This window comes from Polaromonas sp. P2_G11 (assembly GCF_056403595.1).
In genome coordinates, this window is sequence record NZ_JBFUFE010000005.1 from 369,984 (window position 1) to 390,681 (window position 20,698).

Annotated in this window: 17 protein-coding genes; 12 read left to right on the forward strand and 5 right to left on the reverse strand. The window is 61.4% G+C overall.

Translation table 11 applies throughout. The features are described 5' to 3' along the window. The first annotated feature begins 96 nt into the window (after positions 1 to 96). From AC1DWQ_RS19175 to AC1DWQ_RS19195, 5 genes are all read left to right on the forward strand, one after another. The gene (locus AC1DWQ_RS19175) at positions 97 to 1,965 is read left to right on the forward strand and encodes a gamma-glutamyltransferase family protein (RefSeq protein ID WP_477671036.1); all 1,869 of its coding nucleotides are present in this window, start codon (positions 97 to 99) and stop codon (positions 1,963 to 1,965) included. 67 nt (positions 1,966 to 2,032) lie between these two features. Then, positions 2,033 to 4,015: a DNA primase gene (dnaG, locus tag AC1DWQ_RS19180; protein ID WP_477671037.1), complete on the forward strand. Its 1,983-nt coding sequence runs from the start codon at positions 2,033 to 2,035 to the stop codon at positions 4,013 to 4,015. A 389-nt stretch (positions 4,016 to 4,404) separates the two neighbouring features. Next, complete coding sequence (gene rpoD / locus AC1DWQ_RS19185; RefSeq protein WP_477671038.1) at positions 4,405 to 6,882, forward strand: RNA polymerase sigma factor RpoD; 2,478 nt, start codon at positions 4,405 to 4,407, stop codon at positions 6,880 to 6,882. Positions 6,883 to 7,102: 220 nt separating this feature from the next. Next, the gene (locus AC1DWQ_RS19190) at positions 7,103 to 7,666 is read left to right on the forward strand and encodes an RNA 2'-phosphotransferase (RefSeq protein WP_477671039.1); all 564 of its coding nucleotides are present in this window, start codon (positions 7,103 to 7,105) and stop codon (positions 7,664 to 7,666) included. Between the two features lie 59 nt (positions 7,667 to 7,725). Beyond that, complete coding sequence (locus tag AC1DWQ_RS19195) at positions 7,726 to 8,271, forward strand: DUF4291 domain-containing protein (RefSeq protein WP_477671040.1); 546 nt, start codon at positions 7,726 to 7,728, stop codon at positions 8,269 to 8,271. A 9-nt stretch (positions 8,272 to 8,280) separates the two neighbouring features. Here the strand turns inward: AC1DWQ_RS19195 and AC1DWQ_RS19200 are convergent, their stop codons facing one another. Further along, positions 8,281 to 8,997 (reverse strand): NUDIX hydrolase, encoded by a 717-nt coding sequence (locus AC1DWQ_RS19200; protein WP_477671041.1) that lies wholly within the window; start codon positions 8,995 to 8,997, stop codon positions 8,281 to 8,283. Positions 8,998 to 9,102: 105 nt separating this feature from the next. Between AC1DWQ_RS19200 and AC1DWQ_RS19205 the strand changes: the two genes are divergently transcribed. The 7 genes from AC1DWQ_RS19205 (at position 9,103) to AC1DWQ_RS19235 (ending at position 16,496) form a co-directional block, all read left to right on the forward strand. Next, entirely contained in the window at positions 9,103 to 10,134 is a 1,032-nt protein-coding gene (locus tag AC1DWQ_RS19205; protein ID WP_477671042.1) for an SPFH domain-containing protein, read from the forward strand. A 24-nt stretch (positions 10,135 to 10,158) separates the two neighbouring features. Next, positions 10,159 to 11,091: a diacylglycerol kinase catalytic domain-containing protein gene (locus tag AC1DWQ_RS19210; RefSeq protein WP_477671043.1), complete on the forward strand. Its 933-nt coding sequence runs from the start codon at positions 10,159 to 10,161 to the stop codon at positions 11,089 to 11,091. Positions 11,092 to 11,152: 61 nt separating this feature from the next. After that, a complete protein-coding gene (locus AC1DWQ_RS19215) occupies positions 11,153 to 12,016 on the forward strand; it encodes a cysteine hydrolase family protein (RefSeq protein ID WP_477671044.1) in 864 nt (287 codons plus the stop codon). Positions 12,017 to 12,046: 30 nt separating this feature from the next. Beyond that, complete coding sequence (gene pncB, locus AC1DWQ_RS19220; RefSeq protein ID WP_477671045.1) at positions 12,047 to 13,240, forward strand: nicotinate phosphoribosyltransferase; 1,194 nt, start codon at positions 12,047 to 12,049, stop codon at positions 13,238 to 13,240. A 7-nt stretch (positions 13,241 to 13,247) separates the two neighbouring features. Then, entirely contained in the window at positions 13,248 to 14,948 is a 1,701-nt protein-coding gene (locus AC1DWQ_RS19225) for an NAD+ synthase (RefSeq protein WP_477671046.1), read from the forward strand. Between the two features lie 6 nt (positions 14,949 to 14,954). Beyond that, a complete protein-coding gene (locus AC1DWQ_RS19230; RefSeq protein WP_477671047.1) occupies positions 14,955 to 16,016 on the forward strand; it encodes an NUDIX domain-containing protein in 1,062 nt (353 codons plus the stop codon). A gap of 3 nt (positions 16,017 to 16,019) precedes the next feature. Continuing rightward, positions 16,020 to 16,496, forward strand: coding sequence for a nucleoside 2-deoxyribosyltransferase domain-containing protein (locus AC1DWQ_RS19235; protein ID WP_477671048.1), 477 nt, complete (start codon positions 16,020 to 16,022; stop codon positions 16,494 to 16,496). 48 nt (positions 16,497 to 16,544) lie between these two features. Here AC1DWQ_RS19235 and AC1DWQ_RS19240 read toward each other — a convergent pair whose 3' ends face one another. The 4 genes from AC1DWQ_RS19240 to AC1DWQ_RS19255 all read right to left on the reverse strand — a co-directional run bounded on the left by AC1DWQ_RS19240 (position 16,545) and on the right by AC1DWQ_RS19255 (position 20,676). Continuing rightward, positions 16,545 to 17,441: a dienelactone hydrolase family protein gene (locus tag AC1DWQ_RS19240; protein WP_477671049.1), complete on the reverse strand. Its 897-nt coding sequence runs from the start codon at positions 17,439 to 17,441 to the stop codon at positions 16,545 to 16,547. Positions 17,442 to 17,493: 52 nt separating this feature from the next. Further along, positions 17,494 to 18,570: an aldose epimerase family protein gene (locus AC1DWQ_RS19245; RefSeq protein ID WP_477671050.1), complete on the reverse strand. Its 1,077-nt coding sequence runs from the start codon at positions 18,568 to 18,570 to the stop codon at positions 17,494 to 17,496. A gap of 17 nt (positions 18,571 to 18,587) precedes the next feature. After that, on the reverse strand, positions 18,588 to 19,556 hold the full coding sequence (locus AC1DWQ_RS19250; protein WP_477671051.1) for a TRAP transporter substrate-binding protein: 969 nt from the start codon (positions 19,554 to 19,556) through the stop codon (positions 18,588 to 18,590). A 154-nt stretch (positions 19,557 to 19,710) separates the two neighbouring features. Continuing rightward, positions 19,711 to 20,676, reverse strand: a complete 966-nt coding sequence (locus AC1DWQ_RS19255; RefSeq protein ID WP_477671052.1) for a Bug family tripartite tricarboxylate transporter substrate binding protein — start codon at positions 20,674 to 20,676, stop codon at positions 19,711 to 19,713. Positions 20,677 to 20,698 lie beyond the last annotated feature (22 nt).

Sequence of the window (20,698 nt, forward strand, 5' to 3'; positions counted from 1 at the left end):
CTGAAACGCCATTGTGAGGCGCGGGGCCGCTCGATATATTCAACAGCGCAGGCACAGGGTCCTGCCACAAGCTACAACTACATTCAAGGATATCGCATGAGACACGCCTTCCCGGCGCTGGCAGCCACCGCGCTGCTTGCCGCCTGCGCCAGCAGCCCCACCGCATTTAACTACCAGGTCCCCGCCGATGAAGTCGCGCGCGGCACCAAGTACATGCAGCCCGAGGGCTCTTCGGGCTTCACCCCCAAGCCCGGCTGGGCCACCAAGACCTTCGCCGTGGCCGCCGCCAACCCGCTGGCCACGGATGCGGGTTACCAGGTACTCAAAGCCGGTGGTTCGGCCATCGACGCTGCAATTGCAGTGCAAATGGTGCTCACGCTGGTGGAGCCGCAATCGAGCGGCATAGGTGGCGGCGCCTTCCTGCTGCACGCCAACGGCGGCAAGGTCGAGGCCTTTGACGGCCGCGAAACCGCGCCCGCAGCGGTGGACGAAAAGCTGTTTATCGGCGCCGACGGCAAACCGATACCGTTTTACGACGGCGTGGTCGGCGGCCGCTCCGTCGGCACGCCCGGCACGGTGCGCATGCTGGAGATGGCCCACAAGCAATACGGTCGCCTGCCCTGGGCCCAGCTCTTTGTGCCGGCCATCCAGCTCGCAGAAAACGGCTTCAAGGTCAGCCCGCGGCTCAATACCTTGCTCAAGAGTGAAGTGCACCTGAAGAAGGACGCCACCGCCGCAGCCTACTTCTACAAGGCCGACGGCAGCCCCGTCGATGTGGGCTCCGTCTTGCGCAACCCGGCGCTCGCCGACGTGCTGCGACAGATCGCTGCCAAAGGCTCCAGCGCGCTGCTCGAAGGCAAAGTCGCGCAAGCCATCGTCACCAAAGTGCAGGGCCACGCCACCAACCCCGGCAAGCTGGCCCTGGGCGACCTGGCCGGCTACCAGCCCAAAAAGCGCGACCCGATCTGCTCCGACTACAGCGCGGCCGGCAAGGCCTACCGCCTCTGCGGCATGCCGCCGCCCAGCTCGGGCGCGATTGCGGTCGGGCAGATCCTCGGCATCCTGAACAACACGCCGGCCAGCACCCTGGGCCTGGTCACCGGCACCGGCGGTGTTCCCGGCACCGTGTCGCCCACGCCTTCGGCCGACTGGCTGCACCTCTACACCGAGGCCTCGCGCCTGGCCTTTGCCGACCGTGCGCAATACCTGGGTGACCCTGATTTCGTGCAGCCGCCGGGCGGCAACTGGATGAGCCTTCTCGCACCGGCCTATCTCAGCGAGCGCGCCAAGCTGATCCAGCCCGCAGGCCCGAGCATGAAGACCGCCAAACCGGGCGTTCCAGGCGCCGTCACCACCGCCTATGCGCCCATGCCCGACCAGCCCGAGTACGGTACCTCGCACATCAGCATCATCGACGGCTACGGCAACGCGATCGCCATGACCACGACGATTGAAGACCAGTTCGGTTCGCGCCTGATGACCGATGGCGGCACCGGCAAGGCTGGCGGCTTTTTGCTGAACAACGAACTCACCGACTTCAGCTTTGCCCCGACCGATGCCGACGGCAAGCCCGTGGCCAATCGTGTGCAGGCCGGCAAACGCCCGCGCTCGTCGATGGCGCCTACGCTCGTGTTTGACAAAACCTCAGGCCAGCTCGTCATGAGCGGCGGCAGCCCCGGCGGTGCGCTGATCATTCACTTCACGGCCAAGACGCTTTACGGCACGCTGAACTGGGGCCTCAATGCCCAGCAGGCGATCGACCTGCCCAACTTCGCCTCACTCAACGGCCCGAGCATCCTGGAAGAAAAACGTTTCTCGCCGGCCACCGTCGAGGCGCTGCGAAGCCGCGGCGCCGAGGTACGCGAACAAACCATGACCAGCGGCCTGCAAGCCATTCAGAGAACACCCGAGGGCTTCTTCGGCGGCGCCGATCCGCGGCGTGAAGGGCTCGTCCTGGGTGACTAAACCGCCCGATACCCCGTGAATTACAAGGCCCTGCCGTCGCAGGGCCTTGTTGTTTCTACAATCGGTTATGGCCATCCCCCAATCGTTCATCCAGGAGCTGCTCGCGCGCGCCGACGTGGTGGACATCGTGGGCCGCTACGTGCAGCTGAAAAAGGGCGGCGCCAACTTCATGGGCCTGTGCCCCTTCCATGGCGAAAAATCGCCCTCTTTCAGTGTCAGCCCCTCCAAGCAGTTCTATCACTGCTTCGGCTGCGGCAAAAACGGCAACGCCATCAGCTTTCTGATGGACCACGGCGGCATGACCTTTGTCGAAGCCGTCAAGGACCTTGCCCAGCAATACGGCCTGCAAGTGCCTGAAGACGACGTCTCCCCGCAAGACCGGGCGCGGGCCGCCCAGATGCGCGAGCAGCAGGCCACACTCACCAGCGTGCTTGAAAAAGCCGGCGTCGCCTACATCAAGGCCCTGCGCAACTCCGAGCGCGCCATCGACTACTTCAAGGGCCGCGGCGTTTCGGGCGAAGTCGCCAAGACCTTCGGCCTGGGCTACGCACCTGAAGGCTGGCGCAGCCTCGCCAGCGTCTTTCCGGATTACAACGACCCGCTGCTGGTAGAAAGCGGCCTGGTCATCACGGGCGAGCCCGGCGAAGAAAACCAGGCCGGTGAAGCCAAGCGTTATGACCGCTTTCGTGACCGGGTCATGTTCCCCATCCGCAACGTCAAGGGCGAATGCATAGGCTTTGGCGGCCGCGTGCTCAGCGACGAAAAGCCCAAGTACCTCAATTCGCCGGAAACCCCTGTGTTCAGCAAGGGCCGGGAGCTTTATGGCCTGTTCGAGGCCCGCACCGCCCTGCGCGAACACGGCTATGCCCTCGTCACAGAAGGCTATATGGACGTGGTGGCCCTGGCCCAGCTGGGGTTTGCCAATGCGGTGGCAACCCTGGGCACCGCCTGCACGGCTGATCACGTGCAAAAGCTGTTCCGCTTCACCGACTCAGTCGTCTTCAGCTTTGACGGCGACAGCGCCGGCCGCCGCGCCGCCCGAAAAGCGCTGGACGCCGCCCTGCCCTTTGCCACGGACGTACGCACCGTCAAGTTCCTGTTCCTGCCGGCCGAACACGACCCCGACAGTTACATCCGCGAGCACGGCCAGGAAGGCTTCGCGGCCTATGTCAGCAAGGCCGTGCCGCTCAGCCGCTTCCTGCTGGAGGCCGCCGCCGAGGGCTGCGACCTGGACACCGCCGAGGGCCGCGCCCACATGGCCAGCAACGCCCGCCCGCTGTGGAACCTGATGCCCGATGGCGCATTGAAACGCCAGCTGCTGGCTGAAATTGCCGACAGGGTATTGATTGACAGCCGCGAACTGATGCAGCTTTGGCAACCTGCGACCTCCAAGGGCAGCTATAAAAATAATAGCAGCTTACGCACGTCCAATAAGGGCCAGAAGCCGGAATCATCCTCAGCATCAGGCGCTTCCCAGGACATGTCCGGCCCTGCGGACTATCTGCCGGATTTTCGCGAGGAGCCCGATTACACCTCGTCCGAGCCCTCTGGCAACTATTTCCCGGCATCGTCAACGGCGGGACGCAGCTTCGGCGCCCGGGCTCCACGCCGCGTGGCTGGCCGTATCCTGCCGGCCAGTCGTGAAGACCGCGTGCTCAGGTTGCTGCTGACCGAGGCCCAGACCTGGGACCGGCTCACCACTGAAGAGCATCATTTACTGGTCGAGTTGCCTGAGCCCCACGGCCCGCTTTTCATCTGGCTGGAGAGCCAGTTGCATGAGCACGGACCCCAGCCCTGGGCCGCCTTGCGTGAAGGGCTGCGCGGCCACCCTTACGAAAGACACGCCACAGCGCAGATCGCACAGATTCCCGAAGGCATCGAAAGTGACTGGGATGAGGTTCGGAGCATCCTGGACCAGCTCCTGCGCCTGCACCGCCAGCGCGAGATGAGCGAGCTGGCCGCTCGCGCCGCCACCGACCCGGCCGCCCGGCAGCGCTACCTGGAACTGGCCGCCAGCCTCAAAACCACCGCCACCGACCCGGCCCGCTGAGCGGGCCCGGCCTCCGGAAAAATCCCTGTTTCTGGGCCATATAAATCGCCCAAAAAACAGGCAACAGGGTATAATCCGATTTTCGACGGCAAGCGCGACAGCAGCACCTCCGGCCCGGCCACCCTGAAACTTCGGGGAACTCACAGATGAGACGGCCACTTCCCCCAGGGAATTTCCGCAAGGACTGCACACCAAATGTTCGCCCAAACAGCTTGCCCGGGAAAATAAGCCGCCATGTGCCTTTGGCATTGCCCGGCCTGTTTTCCGCCCTCTCGTTTTGACTCTGAACTCTTGTCACCGTGCCTGTGCTTTGTACAGGCGCAAAGGCGCATTTTTGTTTACTGGTAGCTGATCGATATTTAAAACAATTCCCGACAACTGGAGGTCCTATGCCTACTGCCAAGCCGAAGAAGCCGAGCACGTCCAAGAAGCCGCAAGGTGCGCAGCCCAAAGCTGCCGCAAAGCCCAAAGCCAAGGCAGCGCCCAAAGCTGCTGCCCGGCCCGCAGGCAAGCCTCCAGTCAAAGCAGCAACCAAGGCTGCCGCAAAGCCTGCCGCCAAAAGCGGCAAGGTTGAAAAGCCGGGAAAACACGCCATATCTGTTAAACCCAGCAAACCCAATGCCCTGGTGAGCAAAGCCCCCCTGAAAACCGCGAAATCCGCGATTTCCGATTTGCCCCTGAAGAAAGCCCCCGCCGTGCCGACCAAGTCCAGTCCTGAAGCCAAGCCCCTCGCCGTCTCCGCCGACGTGCCCGTGAAGAAGAAACCCGGCCGCCCGCCCAAGAACCCGGCAGCCGAAGGCAGCGCGCCTGCCACTACCACCGGCGCCAAGCGCGGCCGCAAGCCGAAGAGCGCCGCCGGCCCGGTCAAGACGGGGGAAGACCTCGACATGTCCGACATTGAAGACGATCTCGTCGGGGAACCCATCGCGGAAACGACCGAGAAGGTCAAACCGCTGCGCATGAAAATCAGCAAGGCGAAGGAACGCGCCCTGATGAAGGAATTCGGCCTGGACGAAACCGTCCTCTCCGAAGAAGACATGCTCAAACGCCGCCTGCGCCTGAAAACCCTGATCAAGCTGGGTAAAACGCGCGGCTACCTCACGCATGGCGAAATCTCCGACCACCTTCCCGACAAGCTGGTCGATGCTGAAACGCTGGAAGTCGTGGTCAACATGCTCAACGACATGGGCGTGGCCGTGTACGAGCAGGCGCCTGACGCCGAAACCCTGCTGCTGAACAACACCGGCCCTACGGTCGCCACGGAAGAAGAAGCCGAAGAAGAAGCCGAAGCCGCGCTGTCCACCGTCGACAGCGAATTCGGCCGGACCACCGACCCCGTGCGCATGTACATGCGTGAAATGGGCACGGTTGAGCTCTTGACGCGCGAAGGCGAAATCGAAATCGCCAAGCGCATCGAGGGCGGCCTCATGAAGATGATGGAAGCCATCTCGGAAAGCCCCGCCACCATCGCAGAAATCATGCGTCTGGGCGAAGAAATCCGCGAAGGCAAAATCGTCATCTCCACCGTGGTCGACGGCTTTTCCAACCCCAATGAAGCCGACGACTATGTGGCCGAAGAAGACTTTGACGAATTCGACGAAGAGGACGACGACGACGGCAAGGGCGGCTCCAAGGCCCTGACCAAGAAGCTCGAAGAGCTCAAGAAAGAAGCACTCAGCCGCTTCGACAAGATCGCCACCCTGTTCGAGAAGGTCCACAAGACCTACGACAAGGAAGGCTACGGCACACCGACTTACGTAAAGTCGCAAAAAGCCCTGAGCGACGAGCTGATGACGGTGCGCTTTACCGCCAAGACCATTGAAAAGCTGTGCGACATGCTGCGCGGCCAGGTGCTGGACGTGCGCAAGAAAGAGCGCGAGCTGCGCCGCATCATCGTCGAGAAATGCGGCATGCCGCAGGAAGTCTTCATCAAGGACTTCCCGCCCAACCTGCTCAACCTGAAATGGGTTGAAAAGCAGGTTGCCTCCGGCAAGCCGTGGTCGGTGGTGATGGCGCGTAACGTGCCGCCCATCCAGGAACTGCAAACCAAGCTAGCTGAGTTGCAAGCCCGCGTGGTGGTGCCGCTGGGCCAGCTCAAGGACATCAACAAACGCATGAACGAAGGCGAGTCCAACTCGCGCGACGCCAAGAAGGAAATGATCGAGGCCAACCTGCGCCTGGTGATTTCGATCGCGAAGAAGTACACCAACCGCGGCCTGCAGTTCCTCGACTTGATCCAGGAAGGCAACATCGGCCTGATGAAGGCCGTCGACAAGTTCGAATACCGCCGCGGCTACAAGTTCTCGACCTACGCCACCTGGTGGATTCGCCAGGCCATCACGCGCTCCATCGCCGACCAGGCCCGCACCATCCGCATCCCGGTTCACATGATCGAGACCATCAACAAGATGAACCGTCTGTCGCGCCAGCACTTGCAGGAATTCGGCTTTGAGCCGGACGCCAGCATCCTGGCCGCCAAGATGGAGATTCCTGAAGACAAGATCCGCAAGATCATGAAGATCGCCAAAGAGCCGATCTCGATGGAAACACCGATCGGTGACGATGATGATTCGCACCTGGGCGACTTCATCGAAGACAGCGCCAACACCGCACCGCTGGAAGCCGCGATGCAGGCCGGCCTGCGCGATGTGGTCAAAGACATTCTCGACAGCCTGACACCGCGCGAAGCCAAGGTGCTGCGCATGCGCTTCGGTATCGAAATGTCGACCGACCACACGCTCGAAGAAGTCGGCAAGCAGTTCGACGTGACGCGCGAACGCATCCGCCAGATCGAAGCCAAGGCACTGCGCAAGCTCAAGCACCCTTCGCGTTCGGACAAGCTGCGCAGCTTTATCGACACGCTGTAAACAGCTTTTTCTTCAAAGCTTCTTGAAAGCCCGGCCCCGCAAGGCGCCGGGCTTTTTCATGTCAACACCAAAATCAATGCATATTGACCGCCGATTCGCGCTCATTGCCTGCTGATCTGTTCAGGGGTTTGACTTTCCGTTGTTTGGTTGTATTATGCAACCCTATAAGTTGCTCAGAGCAACCTATAAATCAACCTATAACAATAAAAAAGGAAAATTCATGACCCCACAACAACTCACCAGCACCAGCAAGTTCCTCAGCCTGGTACTGCGGCACAAGCCGTCCACCATCGGGCTTTCGCTAGATGCGGCGGGCTGGGCCAACGTCGATGAGCTGCTCGCCAGGGCTGCGTCGGCAAACCATCCCCTTTCTCGTGCCCTGCTCGAAAAAGTCGTCGAAACCAGCGACAAAAAACGTTTCGCCTTCAGCGACGACGGCTTGCGCATCCGCGCCAACCAAGGCCATTCTGTGGATGTCGAACTTGGCTTGCCGCCTTTGGCTCCGCCGGCAAGGCTTTATCACGGCACCGCATCGCGTTTCCTCGACGCCGTCCTGGCGGAAGGCTTGACCAAGCGCCAGCGCCATCATGTCCACCTGAGCGAAAGCAGCGAAACGGCTACCGCGGTGGGCCAGCGTTATGGTCAACCGGTTCTGCTTGCCGTGGACGCCCAGCGCATGGCGGCAGAAGGTTATCTGTTCTTTCGATCGGAAAACAATGTATGGCTGACCGATCATGTGCCGCCGGTTTACCTCTGCGTTGTTGAGGCCGGGAGCCCTGAGTGAAACTGACTACTGCTCCTTACGTAGAACAGCGACGGGTATGGCCAACAGAGGGTCGGCATGTGTTAGCGCACCACGACGCGGACACCATCGTCGTTTACCAGGCTTATCGACCCAGCACGGCGGCGTACGCCATTGAGCATGGGCAGTTGGGCGGTCCTGACTTCAGCTTCAACCGCATGAGCTGGATCAAGCCAAATTTCTTGTGGATGATGTATCGCTCAGGCTGGGGTAGCAAAGAGGGGCAAGAAGGGGTCTTGGGCCTGAGACTGAGGCGTACGTTCTTTGACTCGCTTCTCGCCGCCGCCGTGCCTTCCATGTTCGACAGCGAGGTCTATGCGAACCCACAGGAATGGCAAGCCGCCGTTGCGACTTCGAATGTCAGGCGCCAGTGGGATCCAGACCACGCACCATCGGGCGCGAACCTCACCCGCCGGGCCATACAGCTCGGTTTGCGCGGGGAGGCCTTACGCGCGCTGGCCACGACCGAGCTGCTGGAGGTGATCGACATGAGCAGCTTCGTCGCATCGCAGCGCCTGCAAGCCACGGATGATGATCCCAACCTGCAAGTGCCGGTCGAGACGGTGTACATCGAGCGGGCCGCATAGGCCATCCCCTTAGCTACGGGGGCTGAAGGTCCTCGGAAAATACATCACTGCACGCCTGTCTTTCAGGCGGTAGCCCATGGCAGGCCTGGGCGATCCTACGTCGAGAAAGCCTTCCTCCTTCAGAAAGTCCGCCGCCAGCGCGCGAGTCCGGAACCCGCTTTTGTCGATGGACCGCCCCAACACCACCTCATACATTTTCTGCAATTGCGGCAGCGTGAACGGTTCCGGCAAGAGGAAAGCCGGCAGCGAGGTGTATTCCACCTTGCTTCGCAGGCGCTCCAGCGCAGCTTGCAAGATGTCGCTGTGGTCAAACGCCAGCCGCTTACGGGGCGACAACTCATCTACCGGATGCCATTTGGCCGGCTTGGCTTCATCCTGAACCAGTTGCACAGAGTCGGCGGGCAATAGCGCAAAGTAAGCATGCGTCGCCGACCAGCCGCGCGGATCACGCGTTTTGCCGCCCCAACTGCCCAACTGTTCCAGATAGGGGCTCTTGACGCCGGTCTTGTCGAGCAGCTTGCGCCTGGCGCAGGCCTCCAGCGAGTCGTCCTTGTCAACATCCACAAAACCGCCAGGGAGGGCCCAGGCGTCCGGGAACGGCTCTTCCGGCCCCACGGGCCGTTTAACCAAAAGGACCTGCAAGTGTTCGTCCAGCACGGTGAAGATCACTATGTCGACCGTCGTCAGCGGTTTTTCAAAGTTCAGGTGTTTCGGTTTGGCGGCCATTTTTTTTCTCCCGTTTGACAAATCTGAATTAGGTTGTATTATGCAACTCATAAATAGGTTGTTCAATACAACCTATCGAACAATTAACCACAAGGAGAAAGCACCATGTTAGGCATCCGGTTCATCAAGTCCCAGCCCACGGTTCACCTGATTCAGTTCAAAAGGGGGAAAGTGATCCGGGAAGGCGCAGGCCAGTCCTTTTATTACTACGCGCCCACCTCTACCGTGGTGGCGGTGCCCGTGGCCAGCGCCCACCACCCCTTCATGCTGACCCTGGTGACCTCCGACTTCCAGAACGTCACGGTGCAGGGGCAGGTCACCTACCAGGTCAAAACGCCGCAGCTGACGGCTCGCCTGATGGACTTCTCGTTGAAAGCCAACGGCCAGGGTTATGCATCGGACGACCCACTCAAGCTGGGCGACCGTGTCGGCATGCAGGTACAGGTCATCATCCAGCAAAAAGTCCAGGCACTGGCGCTCAAGGAAGCCCTGCTCTCCTCCGCCGAGATCGCCCGGCATGCCGAAGCCAGCCTGGGCGCGCAGCCCGAGATCGCGGCCTTGGGCCTGCAGGTCCTGGGGGTGTCCATCCTGGCCATCAAGCCGACCCCTGACATCGCCCGGGCTCTGGAAGCCGAATCGCGCGAGGCCAACCTCAAGGCTGCGGACGACGCCATCTACCTGCGCCGCATGGCCGCGGTCCAGAACGAGCGCTCTATCCGCGAAAACGAACTGGACACCGAAGTTGCCGTGGAAGACAAACGCAGCCAGATCGAGGACGCCAAGATGGCCGCCAAGGCATCGGTGATGCGCAAGGAAAACGCCCTGCGTACCGAGCAGATGGATTCGGACGTGGCCCTCGAAGAGAAACGCAAGCTTTACGTCAACGGCCAGGCCGCCAACTCGCGCACACTGGCCGAGGCAGAAGCGGCCCGGCTGGACGCCATCATGAAGACCTTCCAGGCGGTAGATCCCCGCACCATCCAGGCACTGGCTTCGGCTGGCATGGACCCAGCCCAGCTGATCGCCCAGGCCTTTGGCGGCATCGCCGACAAGGCCGAGAAGATCGGCCAGTTGAACATGTCGCCCGAACTGCTCAACTCGCTGCTGGCAGGCGCGAACGCCGGTACCCGGAAATAAGCAGAAACAGGAAAGGACAAAAACATGTCTGCAGCCGAGAACCGCAAGGTGGTGTTGGTCACGCGCCAGACCCGGCTCGAAGAGCTGGTGGCGCGCTATCAGACCCTGGGCCAGGCTCAGTTTTACCTGGAACACCTGGGCGCCGACTTCACCGACTACCTGCGCGAGAACGAGGCCTATGCCTCCAGCCTGCGGGTGGTCGCGGAAACCTTGCAGGCCTGGGGCCGCTACCAGATCATCGACAGGGCGCACCTGAGCAACTACATCTTCGCGGCCGACGACATCGTGGTGACGCTGGGCCAGGACGGCATGGTGGCCAACACCCTGAAGTACCTGAACGGCCAGCCGCTGGTCGGCGTCAACCCGGAGCCCAAACGCTGGGACGGCGTGCTGCTTCCGTTTGAGCCCTCACAGCTGGCATCAGTGCTGCCCGGGGTGGCGAGGGGCAGCCGCGCGACCTCGCTGGTGACCATGGCGGAGGCCAGGCTGTCCGACGGGCAGGTGCTGAGGGGCGTCAACGACCTGTTCATAGGCCCGAAAAGTCATACCTCGGCGCTCTACGACATCGAGTTCCGCGGCGTGAAGGAGGCGCAGTCGTCTTCGGGCCTGATTGTCGCAACCGGGCTGGGATCGACGGCCTGGCTTAAAAGCATCATCACTGGCTCCATCGGTATCGCGCAAGCGGTGGGCTATGGGCGGGGTGACGAATACGAACCCATGCCGCGCGACACCGACCACCTCGTCTTCGCCGTGCGGGAGCCCTTTGCCAGCCGGGCCTCCCAGACCTCCCTGCTGTACGGAGAGATCGAGGAAACGGACGTGCTGACGCTGCGCTCGCGCATGCCGGACAACGGGGTCATCTTCTCGGACGGCATGGAGGCTGACTTCCTGCGTTTCACCGCCGGCATGGAAGCCCGCATCGGCGTCTGCGAGACCAAGGGAATCCTGGTGGAATAAAACCGGCCGCTGCTGCGAGAATCGGCGGCAGTGCACCCAATCAATCTCAACAGAGGACAGCATGAAGAAAAACATCCAGCTTTTGATCATCGACCCGCAAAACGACTTTTGCGACCTGCCGGCCGACTGGCTGCCCATTGACCCGGTGACGGGGAAAGCCACCTCGCCGGCCTTGCCCGTGGCGGGTGCCCATGCCGACATGCTGCGCCTGGCCACGCTGATCCGTGAAGGCGCGCCCGGCATTTCCGCCATCGGCGTGACTTTGGATTCTCACCACAGGTTTGACATCGCTCACCCGACCTTCTGGAAGACCGGCGCCGGCGCGGCCGTGGGGCCGTTCACGCCGATCACGGCGGCGCAGGTGCGCAAGGGCGACTACCTGCCCAAAGATGCGGCCATGCTGCCCAGAGCCCTGGCCTACATCGACGAACTCGAGCGGCGCGGCCGTTACACCCTGATGGTCTGGCCGGTGCACTGCGAAATCGGCAGCTGGGGCCACAATGTGCACCCCGCCGTGAAGGCTGCCTACAACAGCTGGGAAGACAGCCGCCTTGCCATGGTGCAAAAGATCGGCAAAGGCAGCAACCCCTGGACCGAACACTACAGCGCCATGCAGGCCGAGGTGCCGGATGAAGAAGACCCGGCGACGCAGCTCAACACTGCGCTGATCGCCTCGCTGGACCAGGCGGACCTGCTCATCATCGCCGGCGAGGCCAGCAGCCATTGCGTGAAAGCGACCACCGAGCACATCGTGGAAAACCTGCCGTCCGGCAAGACCGGCAAGGTGGTGCTGCTGACCGACTGCATGAGCCCGGTCGGCGGTTTTGAAGCGCAGCACCAGGCCTTCCTGGACGACATGGCCGGCCGCGGCGTGGTGCTGTCGACCAGCACGGAAATCCTCAAAGCCCTGCAAGCCAACGCCTGAGCGACGTTCTCTCTTCATCACAAAGCCACTATGCAACCCATCATTCAAAGCCTGCTGGACACCGACCTCTACAAGTTCACCATGTGGCAAACCATGCTGCACCGGCATCCGCAGACTGAGGCCGAATACAGCTTTGTCTGCCGTAACCAGCCGGGCTACCCCTTGAGCGAACTGCTGGCGGAGGTCAATGCGCAGCTCGACCATCTCTGCACCCTGCGCTTCCAGCCCGAGGAACTGGCCTACCTGCGTGGCCTTCGTTTCATCAAGAGCGACTTTGTCGACTTCCTGCGCATCTTTGAATTCCAGCGAGAGTTCATCAAAGCCACGGTCGACGGCCCCACGCTGGTGATCAAGGCCGTGGGCCCGCAGGTGCACACCATGGCCTTCGAGATCTTCGTGCTCGCGATCGTCAACGAGCTCTATTTCCGCCGCTCTGACCAGGCTGTCGCCCTTGTGGAGGGACGCAAGCGCCTGCAGGGCAAGATTGACATCCTGCGTGCCTTCGAAAAAGAACCCTCGCTGCGCAACCCCTTCGAGTTCTTTGACTTCGGCGTGCGCCGGCGTTTCTCGCGCGACTGGCAGACCGAAGTGGTCACCACGCTCAAACGCGAAGTCCCGCAGTATTTCAAAGGCACCTCCAATGTGCTGCTGGCCAAGGAGCTCAACCTGGTGCCCATCGGCACCATGGCCCACGAATACCTGCAGACCTACCAAGCGCTGGGCATGACGCTTCGCGACTTCCAGCGGGCCGCACTCGAAGACTGGGTGCAGGAGTACCGCGGCGATTTGGGTGTGGCCCTGACGGACGTCGTCGGCATGGACGCCTTTCTGGCGGACTTCGATCTCTACTTCGCCAAATTGTTCGACGGCCTTCGCCATGATTCCGGCGACCCGTTTGTGTGGGGTGAAAAAGCCCTGGCCCACTACGCCAAGCTGCGCGTGGACCCGCAGAACAAGCGCCTGGTGTTTTCCGACGGGCTGGACGTGCCGACCGCGCTCAAGCTCTACCGCGCCTTCGCCGGGCGCACCCAGACGGGCTTCGGCATAGGCACCAACCTGACGAACGACGTCGGGCTGACGCCGCTGAACATCGTGATGAAGCTGACCGGCGCCAATGCCAGGCCGGTGGCCAAGCTGTCGGACAGCCCGGGCAAGACGCTGTGCAACGACCAGACCTTTCTGGCCTACCTGCGCCAGGTGTTCCGTTTTCCTGCTTCGGTTTGAGGACAGCATGCTCAAAATCACCGCCGCCCAACTGAACTTCACCATAGGCGACCTCTCAGGCAATGTGGCCAAGATGGTCACGGCCGCCAGCAAGGCCTGGATCGACCAGTCCGACATCGTTGTCTTCTCCGAGATGTCGCTCACGGCCTACTACCCCGGCGACATGCTCGAAGAAGAGGGCTTTATGGAGCGCGTCGATTCGGCTCTCCAGGATCTGCTGCTGGCTTCCCGCCAGATTCCTAATCTCTGCTGGGTCATCGGCCTGCCCGCGCGCCGCGAAGCGCCGGGCAAGAAGCTGCGCAACTCGCTGCGCGTGATCAAGGGTGGCGAGGTGCTGCTGGAATACGCCAAGCAGTTGCTGCCCACCTACAACATCTTCGATGAACGCCGGCATTTTGAACCCGGCCAGGATGTGGCAAAGGTCTTGCGCATCCGGGATGCCAAGGTAGGCGTGCTGATCTGCGAAGACGGCTGGAACGATGAGGGACTGGATTATGCGATCAACCCCTTTGACCGCATGCGCGACGCCGCGCCCGACCTGGTGATTTCCATCAATGCCAGCCCGTCCAACATCGGCAAGCGTGAACAGCGTCACCAGATCTTTGGCGCCGCCAGCAAGCGCAACCAATTGCCCATCCTCTACGTCAACCAGGTGGGCGGCCATGACCAGCTTGTCTATGACGGTGCATCGTTCGCGGTGGAGCCCCAAGCCGGTGTGGTGTTTGAAGCCGAACGCTTCGCCGAAGACGTGACGACCCTGCGCTTTGAAAGCGGACGGTTCCTCACGCTGGCCGGGGATGAACCCGCCCCCGTTCCCGTGGAGGGACTGCCGACCATGGAGTTCTACCGGCGCCAGATCGTGCTCGGCCTGCAGGACTATGCGCGGCGCTGTGGCTTCACCCGCGCGGTGATCGGATCGTCCGGCGGTATTGATTCGGCGCTGACGCTGGCGCTGGCCGCCGAGGCCCTGGGCCCATCCAATGTGACGGCCATCACCATGCCCTCGCGGTTTTCGTCGGCCGGCTCGGTCGATGATTCTGAAGTCCTTTGCCGCAATCTGGGGGTGGAGCTGCTTCACCATCCGATCGCCGACATCGTGAACGAATTTTCCGGTGGATTTGAAGCCGCCTTCAGCCAGCCGCTGCACGGTATTGCTCTGGAGAATCTTCAGGCCCGTGCACGCGGCACCATCCTGATGGAATACTCCAACAGCTTCGGGCATCTGCTGCTGACCACGGGCAACAAGTCCGAGATCTCGGTCGGCTACTGCACGCTGTATGGCGACACCAACGGCGGCTTGGGCCTGATCGGCGACCTTTACAAAACCGAGGTGTTCGCCCTGTCAAGTTACCTCAACGAAGTCGCAGGCAAAGAAATCATCCCTCAGGCCATCATCGACAAAGCCCCCTCCGCGGAGCTGGCGCCCGATCAGAAGGACGTGGACAGCCTGCCACCTTACCCGGTGCTCGACGAGGTGCTCAAGCTCCTGATCGAAGGCCGGCGGCTGGCCGGGTGGGAGTACGAGAAAGCGTCCGCTTTCGTCGCGCAACTGCGCCGGCAGCCCGAGAGTCTCGCAATGATCGAACGTATCAAGGGCATGATCGCCCGCAACGAGTACAAGCGCCGGCAGGCCCCCCCCATCATCCGTCTGCGCGCGCGCGCCTTCGGCTCCGGTCGCCAGATGCCGATTGCCGCCAAATTTCAATAGGCTCTCATGACATCAAACCCTAAAAAACACGACGTCTCGATTTATATCGGGAGGTTCCAGATCTTTCACAACGGGCAGCTTGCGCTGCTGCGCCGGGCCCTGGAAGCGGCGCCGCTGTGCATCGTCGTACTTGGCTCGGCCTACCAGGCCCGCACGCCCAAGAACCCGTTCACCTGGCAAGAGCGGGCGGAAATGATCCGCCTGGCCCTGCCTGAGTCCGACCGGGACAGAATCCGGTTTCTGCCTGTGCGTGACTACTATGACCAGGAACGCTGGGTATCGGCGGTCAAGCACGGCGTGGCGGAGCTGGTGGGCGAGAAATCCGGGACATCCTTTGTGCTCGTCGGGCACTTTAAAGATGCGACCAGCGAGTATTTGAAGAATTTCCCCGGCTGGACACTTGATACCGTCGAATCGCAAGGCAGGATCGATGCCAGCGCATTGCGTGACGCTTACTTTGGCAATGCCGGCGCGGCGCTGGAACCGGCACTCGCCGCATTAGTGAGTCAGGCGCCGGCCAGCACCATCGCATTTCTTCGCACCTGGGCGGCCTTGCCTTACTTTCCTGAACTCGCACAGGAATGGGAGAGCCTCAGGCAGGAAAAGGCGAAGTGGGCCGGCTCTCCCTATGCGCCGGTTTTTGTGACGGTGGATGCGGTCGTGAAATGCAGTGACCGGGTATTGCTGATACAGCGCGGACGTTCTCCCGGCAAGGGCTTGTTTGCCGTGCCGGGCGGATTCATTGAGCAGCGGGAAACGGTGTATCAGTCAGCCTTGCGCGAGCTGGAAGAAGAAACCCAGATGCGCTTGCTGGAAGGCGATATGAAAAACGCCTTGAAAGCAGTCCACGTGTTTGACCATCCGGATCGCAGCTTGCGCGGCCGCGTGATCACCCATGCCCACTTCTTTGATCTGGGCTCGCGTCACCTGCCGGAAATCCAGGCGGCCGACGACGCGGCGGCGGCTGAATGGATTCCAGTCAATCAATTGACCTCCATGGAGGACCGGTTTCATGACGATCACTTCCACATGCTGGATTTCTTCTTCACGCTGACCGAGCGCATTTGAGAAATGCAGCTTGTCCTGCCACCCACTCGTCTTTCCACGCTGTCTTTTGACAAAGCCGTGTTCCTGGCGGGGTCCATCGACTTGGGAAAAAGCGTTGACTGGCAAGCGGAGCTGGCATTGTCTCTGGCGGACTGTCCAGGAACCTTGCTCAACCCTCGCCGGGCCCAGTGGGATTCAAGCTGGCAGGCGCAAGCCGACTTTCCACCGTTTCGTGAGCAGGTCGAATGGGAATTGAGCGCGATGGAAGCCGCGGGGATGGTGGCGTTTTACTTTGCCCCGCAATCCCAGGCTCCCGTCACTTTGCTGGAACTCGGCCTCGCGGCTCGCGAAAGAAAGGCGGTGGTCTGTTGCCCTCCGGGCTACTGGCGAAAGGGAAATGTGGACATCGTGTGTGCACACTACGACATCCCCATGGTCACTGCGCTTGAAGACCTCTGCCAGGAAATCCGAACTTATTCCATGGGCAAGTCAGGGACTTGATGAGCCCGGCCCCGCAGGGTTCCGGGCTTTTTTATGCCCGATCAAAACTCAGGGCGCCGTCAGTCCCACCTTGCGCACGAACGCATCCAGCGGCACCGACCACATTTTTCCGCCGTAGGTCAGCAGCAAATGCCCGTCATGTCCCTGAACCGGGCCGGTCTGGATGAACTGTGTATCGCTGCCACCGGCACTAAAAGCCTCGTGCCATCCGCGGGGCGCCTCGGCTCCCCAGAACTGGTCATTCTCGGCGTAGAGCCACAGGTTGGGCACCTTGACCAGCTTGCCGAGCTCGCCATAGGTTTTACCCATGTTCTCGGGCTTGCAACTCCTGGCCGGGGAGTCTTCCGGATTACCGCCGGAGCCGCCCGCGAAATTGACGGCGCCGACGACGCCCGGCAGATTGAGCGCCGCGACCGACACCGTCGTCATTCCGCCCACCGACTGCCCTTCGAGCAGCACCCTGTCCTTGCGCACCCAGGGCTGCTGCAGCGCCCATTGGTGCAACGCGACTACTGTCTGGCCCGCGTGGCTGGCCACACGCGTGAAGTCGGGGTCGCCGGTGCAAACCTTGCCGCTCCACCGGATGCCGGAGTCCTCCCTGTCGGTGCCCCCGGTATCCCCGTATCCCGGCCGTACCGGGGCAACCACGGCAACACCCTTGCGAAGCCAGTAGTTGGCGTGCCCGACCAGCACCGGATACTCAAGCTTGGCCCTGTCAACGCGCGACGGCGCCCGCCCGTGGGAAAAGATCACCAGCGGAAACGGACCTTCGCCAGCGGGCTTGTAGAGATGGGTGACAACCTCATACTGTTTACCGTCGATCAGCAGAGGCAGTTTGACGATCTGCGGCGGCACGCGCTCGGGCTGCTGCGCCCATGCGGGCATGCCGGTCGTCTGCGCCGCCCACACCATCCCAAACATCCACGCCAGTTTCCACCATCGCATGCTCAGCTCCTAGCTTGTTGCCGGAGCATTTTGACATGCGGAACGCACTTGCCTAGGAAGTGCTGAAGCGGTAGAGCGTGCGGCCCTGGCGGCTTTGTCCCAGCTCATGCACGGCGGAAGGAAATGCCGGCACATTGGGTGCATTGGGGTACCCTTGCGGCTCAAAGCACAGGCTTTGCTGCTGCACGTATTGCCTGCCGCCCTTGCCCGGACCGCCGGCCAGCGGCTCGCCTGCCACAAGACCGGTGTAGAACTGCATGGTGGGTTCGGTCGACCAGACTTCCATCACCCGCCCGCTAATGGGTGCACTCACGCGCGCGCATAGCGCCAGATCTTCATCACTGGCGGCAGAGCGGTCAATCTCAAAACAGTCGTCATACCCGGCGACGAGGCCGATACCGGCCTCGGCTTGCGGGCCGCGCACGCGCTTGTTCAGCACGACCGGCTTGCGCAAATCAAACGGCGTTCCTTCCACCGGCAGCAACCTGCCCGTGGCGATGAGATCGGGCGCCATCTCGAAATAGCGGTCGGCGTAAATCGTGACCTCATGCTCCAGCGCGTTACGACTTCCCACGCCTTCGAGATTGAAAAAAGCATGCGTGGTGAAATTGGCTACCGTGGGGGCATCCAGCGCGAGCGCCTCGTAGTCGAGCACCAGCTCGTTCGCCTCGGTCACGCTGTAGGTCAGGCGCAGCGCCATCGTGCCCGGAAAGCCCTCTTCCCCGTCGGCAAACACATAACGCATTTCAACGCTGGAATCGCTGCACTGCACCGCATCGAATACCCGAAAACGCGAGCCTTTCACGCCGCCGTGCAAGCAGTGGGGACCGTTGTTGGCGGTCAGCACATGCTCCTTGCCACCCAGCGTGAAGCGCGCATGGTCAATACGGCCTGCGTAGCGCCCGATGAAGGCACCCACTGAAGGCGCTCCGCCGATCACGCCGTCGATGCTGTCGTAGCCCAGCACCACGTCGCCAAAATGTCCATCGCGGCCGGGCACCAGAATCTGCTCGATCTTGGCGCCGTAGTTGGTCACGCAAACCGTCATTCCCTGCCGGTTGCGCAGCGTGAACAACCCGACGGACTTGCCGTCGATCTCGCGCACAAACCGCGCGGGATCAAGCAACATGACGGTATTCAGCTTGCTCACTTGGCAATAATGGTCAGCAGTTCTTCGCGTGTGGTCGGATCGGCCATGTATTTTCCGTACAGCGGCCCCATGCGCCTGACCATGGGCGATGCGTCCCTGACCTTGACGAACTGCGAGCCCTGTTTGGTCGTTGTCTCCAGGGCAGCGGCAACTCGCTTGTTCCACAACTCGCGCATCAGGATGGCCGACTTGGCCCCGGCATCGGCGAAAGCGGCCTTGTCTTCCTTGCTCAGCTTGTCCCAGAGTTTCGTCGACACCACCAGCGCTTCGGGCGAGATCACGTGGTTGGTCATATAAACGTTTTTTGCGACTTTGTAGTGGCCGGTGGATTCATACGAAGGCAGGTTGTTCTCGGCACAATCCACTTTACCCTGTTCCAGGGCGCTCAGCACATCCTTGAAAGGCAAGGCCACCGGCTTGGCCTCCATGAGCTTCACCATTTCGATATAAACCTCGGACTGCTGAACCCGGATATTCATGCCGGCCAGGTCCCTGATGTTGTTGACGGGTTTGACGCAGTAAAAAGAACGTCCACCACCGTCGTACCAACCCAGTACAACGAAGCCAGCAGCCTTCAGGTTGGCAGAAAACCGTTCGCCCAGCTTGCCGTCCAGGTGGCGGAACATGTGTGCGGAGTCGGTGAATAGAAAAGGGAGGTTCAGTACCTTGATACCCGGCACGGCATCCGACAGCGGGCCCGAGCTGAACTCAGCCACGTCAATCTCGCCGCTCTTGAGCATCTGAACGGCCTTGGGCTGGTCGCCAAGTGTGCCGCTGTTGAAAAGCTCGATGTTGTAGCGACCACTGGTGCTCTTGGCCACCTGCTCTACAAAACTCTTCATGGCTTCCGATACCGGATAACCATCGGGATGGATGTTCCATGCCCGCAGCTTGGTCTGAGCCATGGCGGCGCTCGCGCATAGGGCAAAAGAGAGGCACAAAAGCCCCTTGAATGAAGTCCGCATGTTTTTGTCTCCTGGCGTGGCTAATAACGGCCAGCCTCTGATGGGCCGACTCGTTTCTTTTCAAGATTGAATCCCTTGCTCGATATTCCCACGGATGCGCGCTCACAACCCAAAGATATCAGGCAATATCACCACTAAATCACGCAACGATTTTTCAATCCAGTTTGATGTTTGCTTCTGCAACAACTTTGGCCCAGCGGCTGCGCTCCTGATTGAAAAACACATCCTGCTGTGCCGGTGTCATGGTCACTACCTCGGCGCCTTGTCCCGCCAACTTGGCGCGGATGTCCGGGCTGCGGATGATCTTGATGAGCTCTGTGTTGAGGCGATTGATGACGGCTGCCGGCGTACCATTAGCCACCAGCAAGCCCTGCCAGGTGCCCGACTCGAAGTTGGCAAGCCCCTGCTCCGCCAGCGTCGGCACATTGCCAATCAGCGGCATGCGCGTACTCTTGGAGACACCCAGGATCTTCAGCTTCCCGCTTTGCACATGCGGCAAGGTGGCCAGCATGCCGTTCATCAACACCTGGGTCTGGCCGGCGATCGTATCGCTGACGGCTTGCGAACCGCCCTTGTAGGGGATGTACTGCCACTTCGCCTTGCTCGCCCGCTCGACCGCAACACCAGCCAGGTGCGGTGCGCTACCCATGGCCGTTACCGCAAAGTTCAGGTCGGTCTTGTGCGAAAGCGCTACGAGCTCCTTGAGATTGCTGGCGGGTACCGAGGGATGAACCACCAGCAGGTGCGGCGAGTAGGCCAGCATCGTGACACCACGCAAGTCCTTGGTCGGGTCGAAACCCAGCTTGGGATAGACCGAAGGGCTGATGGCCAGAGCGCCGGTGTCGCACAGCAGCAGCGTGTAGCCGTCGGGTGCTGACTTGGCCACGATGTCGGCGCCCAGGTTACCGTTGGCGCCAGCCTTGTTGTCCACGATGACCGACTGCTTGAGCGCCTCGGACAGAGGCTGCGCAATGGCGCGCGCGATGATGTCTGAAGAACCACCGGGTGGGTACGGCACCACCAGGCGTATGGGTTTGGACGGCCATGAAGCCTGCGCGCTCGCAGCGCCAGTCCCCAAAGCCAGTGAAGCAGCAATAAGCTCTCGTCGATTGATCGGCATGTTCGTCTCCGGATGTGTGAAA

What these genes read in the sequence shown, in the direction of transcription:
- AC1DWQ_RS19175 (WP_477671036.1), top strand. Translation starts at nt 97, where the DNA reads ATGAGACACGCCTTCCCGGCGCTGGCAGCCACCGCGCTGCTTGCCGCC.
- dnaG (WP_477671037.1), top strand. Translation starts at nt 2,033, where the DNA reads ATGGCCATCCCCCAATCGTTCATCCAGGAGCTGCTCGCGCGCGCCGAC.
- rpoD (WP_477671038.1), top strand. Translation starts at nt 4,405, where the DNA reads ATGCCTACTGCCAAGCCGAAGAAGCCGAGCACGTCCAAGAAGCCGCAA.
- AC1DWQ_RS19190 (WP_477671039.1), top strand. Translation starts at nt 7,103, where the DNA reads ATGACCCCACAACAACTCACCAGCACCAGCAAGTTCCTCAGCCTGGTA.
- AC1DWQ_RS19200 (WP_477671041.1), bottom strand. Translation starts at nt 8,997, where the DNA reads ATGGCCGCCAAACCGAAACACCTGAACTTTGAAAAACCGCTGACGACG.
- AC1DWQ_RS19205 (WP_477671042.1), top strand. Translation starts at nt 9,103, where the DNA reads ATGTTAGGCATCCGGTTCATCAAGTCCCAGCCCACGGTTCACCTGATT.
- AC1DWQ_RS19210 (WP_477671043.1), top strand. Translation starts at nt 10,159, where the DNA reads ATGTCTGCAGCCGAGAACCGCAAGGTGGTGTTGGTCACGCGCCAGACC.
- AC1DWQ_RS19215 (WP_477671044.1), top strand. Translation starts at nt 11,153, where the DNA reads ATGAAGAAAAACATCCAGCTTTTGATCATCGACCCGCAAAACGACTTT.
- pncB (WP_477671045.1), top strand. Translation starts at nt 12,047, where the DNA reads ATGCAACCCATCATTCAAAGCCTGCTGGACACCGACCTCTACAAGTTC.
- AC1DWQ_RS19225 (WP_477671046.1), top strand. Translation starts at nt 13,248, where the DNA reads ATGCTCAAAATCACCGCCGCCCAACTGAACTTCACCATAGGCGACCTC.
- AC1DWQ_RS19230 (WP_477671047.1), top strand. Translation starts at nt 14,955, where the DNA reads ATGACATCAAACCCTAAAAAACACGACGTCTCGATTTATATCGGGAGG.
- AC1DWQ_RS19235 (WP_477671048.1), top strand. Translation starts at nt 16,020, where the DNA reads ATGCAGCTTGTCCTGCCACCCACTCGTCTTTCCACGCTGTCTTTTGAC.
- AC1DWQ_RS19240 (WP_477671049.1), bottom strand. Translation starts at nt 17,441, where the DNA reads ATGCGATGGTGGAAACTGGCGTGGATGTTTGGGATGGTGTGGGCGGCG.
- AC1DWQ_RS19245 (WP_477671050.1), bottom strand. Translation starts at nt 18,570, where the DNA reads ATGTTGCTTGATCCCGCGCGGTTTGTGCGCGAGATCGACGGCAAGTCC.
- AC1DWQ_RS19250 (WP_477671051.1), bottom strand. Translation starts at nt 19,556, where the DNA reads ATGCGGACTTCATTCAAGGGGCTTTTGTGCCTCTCTTTTGCCCTATGC.
- AC1DWQ_RS19255 (WP_477671052.1), bottom strand. Translation starts at nt 20,676, where the DNA reads ATGCCGATCAATCGACGAGAGCTTATTGCTGCTTCACTGGCTTTGGGG.